Annotated in this window: 8 protein-coding genes; 3 read left to right on the plus strand and 5 right to left on the minus strand. The window is 67.1% G+C overall.

Features of this window, described 5'->3' with window-relative positions; translation table 11 throughout:
- The 3 genes from WA944_RS19535 to WA944_RS19545 form a co-directional block, all read right to left on the minus strand.
- The coding region (locus WA944_RS19535; RefSeq protein WP_526647255.1) for a 3,4-dihydroxy-2-butanone-4-phosphate synthase at positions 1 to 308 on the minus strand (308 nt) is incomplete at its 3' end.
- Positions 309 to 431: 123 nt separating this feature from the next.
- Positions 432 to 2,717: an Ig-like domain-containing protein gene (locus WA944_RS19540; RefSeq protein WP_526608756.1), complete on the minus strand. Its 2,286-nt coding sequence runs from the start codon at positions 2,715 to 2,717 to the stop codon at positions 432 to 434.
- A gap of 274 nt (positions 2,718 to 2,991) precedes the next feature.
- On the minus strand, positions 2,992 to 3,603 hold the full coding sequence (locus WA944_RS19545) for a riboflavin synthase (RefSeq protein WP_526369106.1): 612 nt from the start codon (positions 3,601 to 3,603) through the stop codon (positions 2,992 to 2,994).
- Between the two features lie 134 nt (positions 3,604 to 3,737).
- On the opposite strand from WA944_RS19545, the gene WA944_RS19550 reads away from it, so the two are divergent.
- The gene (locus WA944_RS19550) at positions 3,738 to 4,442 is read left to right on the plus strand and encodes an LppX_LprAFG lipoprotein (protein WP_526608758.1); all 705 of its coding nucleotides are present in this window, start codon (positions 3,738 to 3,740) and stop codon (positions 4,440 to 4,442) included.
- Positions 4,442 to 6,043, plus strand: coding sequence for an MFS transporter (locus WA944_RS19555; RefSeq protein WP_526647256.1), 1,602 nt, complete (start codon positions 4,442 to 4,444; stop codon positions 6,041 to 6,043). Before WA944_RS19550 ends, WA944_RS19555 begins: the two co-directional genes overlap by 1 nt.
- Here WA944_RS19555 and WA944_RS19560 read toward each other — a convergent pair.
- Complete coding sequence (locus WA944_RS19560) at positions 6,010 to 6,162, minus strand: hypothetical protein (protein ID WP_526369110.1); 153 nt, start codon at positions 6,160 to 6,162, stop codon at positions 6,010 to 6,012. The two genes, WA944_RS19555 and WA944_RS19560, sit on opposite strands and share 34 nt — an antisense overlap.
- 169 nt (positions 6,163 to 6,331) lie before the next feature.
- Between WA944_RS19560 and WA944_RS19565 the strand changes: the two genes are divergently transcribed.
- On the plus strand, positions 6,332 to 6,901 hold the full coding sequence (locus tag WA944_RS19565) for a type 1 glutamine amidotransferase domain-containing protein (protein ID WP_526369112.1): 570 nt from the start codon (positions 6,332 to 6,334) through the stop codon (positions 6,899 to 6,901).
- A 6-nt stretch (positions 6,902 to 6,907) separates the two neighbouring features.
- On the opposite strand, the gene ribD is transcribed toward WA944_RS19565, so the two are convergent.
- A partial coding sequence (ribD, locus tag WA944_RS19570; RefSeq protein WP_526647257.1) for a bifunctional diaminohydroxyphosphoribosylaminopyrimidine deaminase/5-amino-6-(5-phosphoribosylamino)uracil reductase RibD occupies positions 6,908 to 7,819 on the minus strand: 912 nt, incomplete at its 5' end.

Below are 7,819 nucleotides of genomic sequence, written 5' to 3' on the forward strand. Positions count from 1 at the left end.
GAGGCCGAGATGCCGGTTCCGACACCGAGTTTCGCGTCCACGGTGACGGTGTAGGCGGTGCCGTGCTTGTCCTGGTTGACCGCGTACATCGGCAGCAGGCCGAGCCGGTCGCAGATGTCGCCGTCGAGCGGAACGCACAGATACCCGGACGTGTAGCGGACCATGAACGCGACGAGTTCGGGAGTGGCCTTCTCGGCCGCGAAGATCAGATCGCCTTCGTTCTCCCGGTCCTCGTCGTCGATGACGACCACGGCCTTGCCTGCGGCGATATCGGCCACCGCCCGCTCGACCGAATCAAGCCTCGTCATCTCCACCACCCTTGCCGGTCCCGGCGCGGAACCCTGTCGTCAGTGCCTCTCAGTATGAACCACAAGTGGAGACCGGTTATTGCCCGGCGGTTTGGGTGACGATGGAACGGGGACAGTGGCCCCTCACGCCGGATAGGACAGCGTGAACGTCGTCGACAGCCCCTTCGAGTCGGTGACCGTGAGGTAGATCGTGTCGGAGGGGCCGTTGGAGGGCAGTTGGATCGGCCAAGCACTGCCGTCACTGCCACCGTTCGACTTGTAGGTCACGGTCCGACTGCTGGTCCTGGAACCGCTGATGGGGTCGGTGATGTCGACCGGTAGGGAGAAGCTGACGGACCCGTTCGACGCAGAGTAGGTCCAGGTCAGGCTGTCACCGTCGGGGTCATTGACGGTCACGCCGGTCCAGACCTCGGTCTTCCCGGGGGCGAGTGTGATGTTCAGACCCTTGGTGGTCAGCGTCGGCGCCTGGTTGGGCGTGACTGTGACATTGGCCACGGTCAACGACGCACCGTCGGTGTTGGTGCCCACGATCGAGAAACTCGTCTGCGAGGTGCCGGTGTAGGCGTACGTGCCGTCGGGGTTGACGGTGACGCCTGCAGGGGCACCTGCCCCCAGGCTGTAGGTGAGCAGACCGGACATCGCAGACGGGATCGACAGCCCACCAGTCACTCCCCCGCTGACGACGGTGTTGTCGTAGTCGATGTTGAGCTCGTGGGTGATCAGGCCGATGAGGGTGGAGGCTTCTCCGCCGCGGCCGTCGGTCACATAGATCCTGAAGCTGTCGTCGATGATCCCCAGGATCGGATCGCCACCGTCCAGCGACGGGATGTAGGTCCACTTGCCGTCGGAGTCGACGACCACCATGCTGCCGCTGCCGAGGATGGCCGACTGGCCTCCCCCGTACCCGGTCACGCTGTAGTGCAGGTCGTCGCCGTCGGGATCGGTGCCGAGCACGGATCCGGTTGCGACTCCGCTGACGATGTCGGGGATCGCCGTCCCGACGGGGACGACGAGGGGCGGGCTGTTCGGGGGGACGAGGTGAACGGTGACCGTGCTGATCGCGAAGCCGCCGTTGGCATCGGTTGCGGTGATCGTGATCAGATCGCCGACGCCGAGTATGTCGAGCGCCGCAGCCTGAATGGCGGCATCCGACGGGGTGTAGGTGAAGGTGCCGTTGCCGTCCTCGTCGGAGCTGACCTGGACGGTCGTCCCCAACAGCGACGACACGGCGAGACCGGTGAACGTCAGCGGCGTGCCGTCAGGATCGGTGGCGGCGAAGGTGCCCTGCATCTGCTGGGTGTCGGGGTCGACGCTGACGATGGTCGCCTGCTGGGTGAAAACCGGGAAGCTGTTGATCACCGCACCCGACTTGACGTCGATCGTCATCGTGACCGTGTGCATCCCCAGCGGGTGGTTGCGCCAGCCTCCCTTGTCGTCGATCGTGATGGTGAACGAGTCGTCGATCTCCCCGAGGGTGAGCGGGTTGTTCGCGGTGTAGAGGTACTGGAAGCCCCCCAGCAACGGGCTGCCGATGATCTCCACGTTGCCGTTCGCCGGCCCGGTCGCCAAGGTGATGTTGACCGGGTCACCGTCTTCGTCGTCGCCGATCAGCGTGCCGGTGACCAGGCCGAGAGCCCGGACGGTGCCGACCACCTCTGCGGTGGGTGCGTGATGGTTGGTGCCGAGCTCCTCGAACCGTGTCCAGGCGGCAACGGTGACGAGCAGCAGCGGGATCGTCAACAGCGGCGCGGTCGGAATGGACACCACGGTGGCGGCCGCCGCGGCGATGAAGACGACAGCGGCCACCTCGGTCTTGGTGACGCCCGCGATCTCCGGATACTCGGGCAGGAAGTCCCACGGCGACTTCGTGTCCTCTTCTGCAGGCACATCGGCAGTGGTGACCATCAGCATGCTCGGCGCCTCCGCCGCAGGCTCATCAATATCTGGCGTCTTCGCTTCCGGCTCGATGACGACGGAGGTCGACGCGGTTTGCTCGTCCGCCACCAGGCTCGGGTCGTTGCTTCTCAGCGCGGCCGTCTGGGTGGCCGTCTCGGGATCCGGTGTCGGCTCGGGATCGGTGTCATCCCCGTCGACCGTCTCCTCTCCGGCGGATTCCGGATCGGTTGGTTCGTCGACCTCATCGGTGTCGGAGTCCTCGTCCTCGTCACCGTCGACGTCCTCGTCACCGTCGACGTCCTCGTCACCGTCGGAGTCCTCGTCACCGTCGGAGTCCTGGTCGACGCCTGCGTCTTCACCGCCTGCGTCTTCACCGCCTGCGTTGTCGCCCTCAGCGTCCCGATCAGCCGTCGGGCCCGCATCGGGCTTCGTGCCGGAATCGGCACCGGAAGACGCAGACGCGCCTTCGGTGGCGTCGGCGGACGCGACCGCGAGCCCGGGCGAGGCGACCACCAGACCCAGAAACGCAACGACCGCTAAGCGCTTAGCCTGATTGTTTTGCTTAGCTGAGACCTTACGATGCTTGGCCACAACGAACTCCTTGCCTGGTCACCCCCGCCAGGCAAGGAGATTACGTCATCGTCAATTGATTGGCGAGGCTTTCTGACGCGTTGCTACATTCGGCGTGTTGCGAAACGAGCAAAGTGTGACAGGTGCGCACTCAGTGGCGTTGCGGACGGTGCCCGCGAGGAGCTCGCTCCGCTTGCCGGGATGTCTTGCGGGAGGTCTACCCGCTGGGATTGCCATCCCGGGCGCCCAACAGCCGTTCGACATACTTGGCGATGACGTCGACCTCGAGGTTCACCGAGGCTCCGACCTCCGCCCGCCCGAGAGTCGTCAGATCCAACGTCGTCGGAATCAGCGAAATCTCGAACCAGTCGTCCCCCAGCCCGGACACCGTCAGGGACACGCCGTCGACGGTGATCGATCCCTTCTGCACGACGTAGCGGGACAGCTCGGCAGGTAGCGCGATTCGCACCACGGTCCAGTGCTCCGACGGGGAACGCGACAGGACGTGACCGGTCCCGTCGACGTGACCCTGCACGATGTGGCCGCCCAGCCTGCTGCTGAGCGCCGCGGCCCGCTCCAGATTCACCCGCGACCCGACATCGATGCCGCGCAGGCTCGACCGGTTGAGCGTCTCATCCATCACGTCGGCCGAGAACGAACCGTCGGCCAGAACGTCGACGACGGTCAGACACACGCCGTTGACCGCGATGGAGTCCCCGTGCCCGGCGTCGGACGTCACGATCGGACCACGGATGACCAGCCGTGCGGAGTCGCCGAGGTTGTCCCTGCCGACGACTTCGCCCAACTCTTCGACGATTCCGGTGAACACGATGCAAGCCTAGAGGCCCGTCCGGTGATCGGTTCATCGAGATGTACTGAAAGTGCAGCTCGGAAGCCATGATTGCCCTCACACCACGGGACCGGGCGGCACGTCCACACGCCGGTACCCACTACGATGCTGGCATGCAGACCCGCCTTCTGGTGATACTCGCCGCGCTCGTGGCCATCGTCGCCCTCGTTGCCGGGTGCTCCGGCTCATCGTCGGAGGATTCCGGCACCGAACTGCCCGACGCCACCACCCTGCTGCAGGAGTCCAGCGAAACCACCAAGGGCCAGACCAGCGCGCACCTCGAGCTCTCGGTGCAGGGCCAGATTGCCGAACTGCCGGTCGAATCCCTGGTGGGCGATCTCACGCAGACGCCGGCGGTCGCCGCCAAGGGCACCGCCGACATCATCTTCCTGGGCCAGCGGCTCGAGGGTGTCCAGTTCGTGGTCTCCGACGGTGACCTCTATGCCGCGATCACCTCGGGGGGCAGCCTGTCGAATTTCGGGCCCGCGTCCGACATCTACGACGTCGCGGCCATCCTCAGTCCTGACGCCGGGCTGGCCAACGTGCTGGCCAATTTCTCGGAGGCCCGGTCCGACGGTCGCGAGACCATCGAGGGCGTCGACACGGTGCGCATCACGGGCAACGTCACCGCCGACGCCGTCAACAAGATCGCCCCGCAGATCGCCGCGACCGGCCCGGTGCCCGGCACGGCCTGGATCGCCGAGGACGGCGACAACGAGCTGATGCAGGCCCGGCTGGAACCGAGCCCGGGCAACAGCGTCACGATGACGCTGTCGAAGTGGGGCGAGCCGGTCACCGTCGACAAACCTGCGGTGTGATGCACGCTTCGCCCCCGGCCACCGGGCCGGCTGTGAAGTCGGGCCGGACCAGCCGCCGCATCGCGATCAGCGCGGGCAGCCTCGCAGTGGTGCTCGGTGCCCTCGACACCTACGTCGTCGTCACGATCATGACCGACATCATGCGCGACGTCGGCATCGGCGTGAACCAGATCCAGCGGGTCACCCCGATCATCACCGGCTACCTGCTCGGTTACATCGCCGCGATGCCGCTGCTGGGCCGGGCGTCGGACCGTTTCGGCCGCAAGACGCTGATCCAGGTCAGCCTGGCCGGTTTCGCTCTCGGATCGGTGATCACCGCACTGTCCACCGATCTGACGATCTTGGTTCTGGGCCGCATCGTGCAGGGCACCGCCAGCGGCGCGCTGCTTCCCGTGACCCTGGCGTTGGCGGCCGACCTGTGGGCGGCGCGCAACCGGGCGGCCGTCCTCGGCGGTGTCGGCGCGGCCCAGGAACTCGGTAGCGTGCTCGGCCCGATCTACGGCATCACGCTGGTGTGGCTGTTCGGCCACTGGCAGTCGGTCTTCTGGGTCAACGTCCCATTGGCCGCGATCGCGATGGTGATGATCCACTTCAGCCTGCCCGGACGCCAGAAGAGCGAGGATCCGCAGAAGGTCGACGTGATCGGGGGCCTGCTGCTGGCCGCAGCGCTGGGTCTGGCGGTGATCGGGCTGTACAACCCCTCACCCGACGGCAGGAACGTGCTGCCCAGCTGGGGCCCGCCGGTGCTGATCGCCGCGGCGATGGCAACCGTCGCGTTCTTCGTCTGGGAGAAGTTCGCCCGCACCCGTCTGCTGGAGCCGGCCGGGGTGCACTTCCGGCCGTTCCTGGCAGCGCTGGGCGCGTCGTTGACGGCCGGAGCCGCGTTGATGGTCACGCTGGTCAACGTCGAACTGTTCGGCCAGGGAGTCCTCGGCCAGGACCAGAACGAGGCAGCGTTCCTGCTGCTGCGGTTCCTGGTCGCACTGCCGATCGGGGCACTGCTCGGAGGCTGGCTGGCCACCCGGGTCGGTGACCGGATCATGGCGTTCGCCGGCCTGCTCATCGCCGCCGGGGGTTACCTGCTGATCTCGAAGTGGCCCGTCGATCTGCTGGCGGCGCGCCACGACCTCGGATTCGTCACGTTGCCCACGCTGGACACCGACCTGGCCATCGCCGGTTTCGGGCTGGGCCTGGTGATCGGTCCGCTCACCTCAGCGACGCTACGGGTGGTTCCGGCCGCTCAGCACGGCATCGCCTCGGCGGCGGTGGTGGTCGCCCGGATGATCGGCATGCTCATCGGTATCGCGGCGCTGAGCGCCTGGGGCCTGTACCGGTTCAACCAGCATCTGGCCGGCCTGCCCCCCAACACCGGGGGCAACACCCTCGCCGAACGGCTGAGCGCCGAGGCCGCCCGGGTACGGGAGGCCTACGTGCTGCAGTACGCCGAGATCTTCTCGATCACCGCGATCGTGTGTGTGGTGGGCGCGGTGCTGGGTCTGCTGATCAGCGCCCGTGACGAGCACGCCGAGGAACCCGAAACCGGTGACCCCGAGGTCACCGGCGACCCTCAGCAGCGCTCGAGCCCGCGGCCCATCAGCTGAGGCTCGTCGGCCGGTCCGGACTCCCCTGACGTCAGGTGTCGCCAGGTGTCACGGATCACAGTTTTGATGTCACGGGGGTCGACCGGGCTGATGTTGAGCCAGTCCTGCAGTGCAGTCATGCTCGTTGTCCTTTGTTCGTGCTCACCTTGCGCCACTCATCGGTGAAAGCGCGATATTCCCGCCCCGTCTTGACGGCGTTGTGCCCAGTTTACGAGTGGATCGCCCTGATTGACCGTCCACCGCCCCGGGTATCGGGTGTGAAACCCGACACTGAGGAGAAGGATGAACATGACGGAACCAACCGGGAAACGATTGGACAACAAGCGGATTGCGTTCCTGGTCGCCACCGAGGGCGTCGAACAGGTGGAGCTGACCGAGCCGTGGAAGGCGGTCGAGCAGGCCGGGGGTCTGCCGGAGCTGATCTCGACCGAAGCGGGCAAGATCCAGGCTTTCAACCACCTGACCGCCGCCGACACCTTCGACGCGGAGAAGGCCGCGCAGGACGCGGCGGTGGGCGACTACGCCGGCCTGGTGCTGCCAGGCGGGGTGGCCAACCCCGACAACCTGCGTACGCACCCCGCGTCGGTGAATCTGATCAAAGGATTTCTCGGAGCGGGCAAACCGATCGCGGTGATCTGCCACGGTCCGTGGACCCTGATCGAGGCCGACGCGGTCCGCGACAGGTCGATCACGTCGTGGCCGAGCCTGCAGACCGATCTGCGCAACGCCGGCGCCAACTGGGTGGACGAAGAGGTGGTCACCTGCACCAACGGACCCAGCACGCTGGTGTCCAGCCGCAATCCCGACGATCTGCCGGCCTTCTGCGACACCCTTGTGGACGTCTTCGCCGCCTCGTAGCAGCTGCTAGGTGGGCGTGAGGCTGAGCAGCACGTCCGGCCCCAGGGGCTGCATCCCGTCGAAGCGCCAGCGCTGGGCATGGGCGATGCTGAGGACGCCGACGTCGTCGACCGCGGTGATCGGTCCCCCCAGCAGGATCGGCGCCACGTAAGCCAGAATGCGATCGATCAGACCCGCGCGCAGGAAGGCGCCCGCCAGCGTCGGACCGCCTTCGAGCAGGACGTCGGTGCGGTCCGCCAGCGCCTTGAGGACTTCGTGGGGGTCGCGGGTGCGGATCACCATCGTCCGGGTGTCGTCGTTGAGAACCTGAGCATCCGGCGATATCTCGCGCATCCCGACAACCACCCGCAACGGCTGGTTGTCGGCCAGGTTGCCGTCGGGAAGCCGGGCGGTCAGCTTCGGATCGTCGACGAACACGGTGCCGGTGCCGACCAGGATCGCGTCGGCGGCGGCCCGCCTGCGGTGCACGTCGGCGCGGGCGGACTCGCTGGTGATCCACTGGCTCGTTCCGTCGGCAGCGGCACTGCGGCCGTCGACGCTGGTGGCGAATTTCCATGTGACGTGCGGCAATCCGGTGCGCTGCTTGTGCAACCATTCCCGCAGCGGTCCGCCCGCGACGGACTCGGACAGCACTCCGGCGGTGACCTCTATGCCGGACTCGGCAAGCCGGCCGGCGCCGCCTGCCGCAACCGGGTTCGGGTCCGGTACGGCGTAGACCACCGACGAAACCTGCGCTTCGACAAGAGCGTCTACGCACGGCGGGGTGCGCCCGACGTGGTTGCAGGGCTCCAGTGTGACCACTGCGGTGCCACCGACCGCACGCCGGCCGGCCCGGCGCAGCGCCAGCACCTCGGCGTGGGGTCCACCGGCCGGCGACGTGGCCCCGACACCGGCCACCTCGCCCTCACTGTCCAGGAT

The sequence above is a fragment of the Mycobacterium sp. genome (assembly GCF_049683355.1).
Taxonomy (GTDB): domain Bacteria; phylum Actinomycetota; class Actinomycetes; order Mycobacteriales; family Mycobacteriaceae; genus Mycobacterium.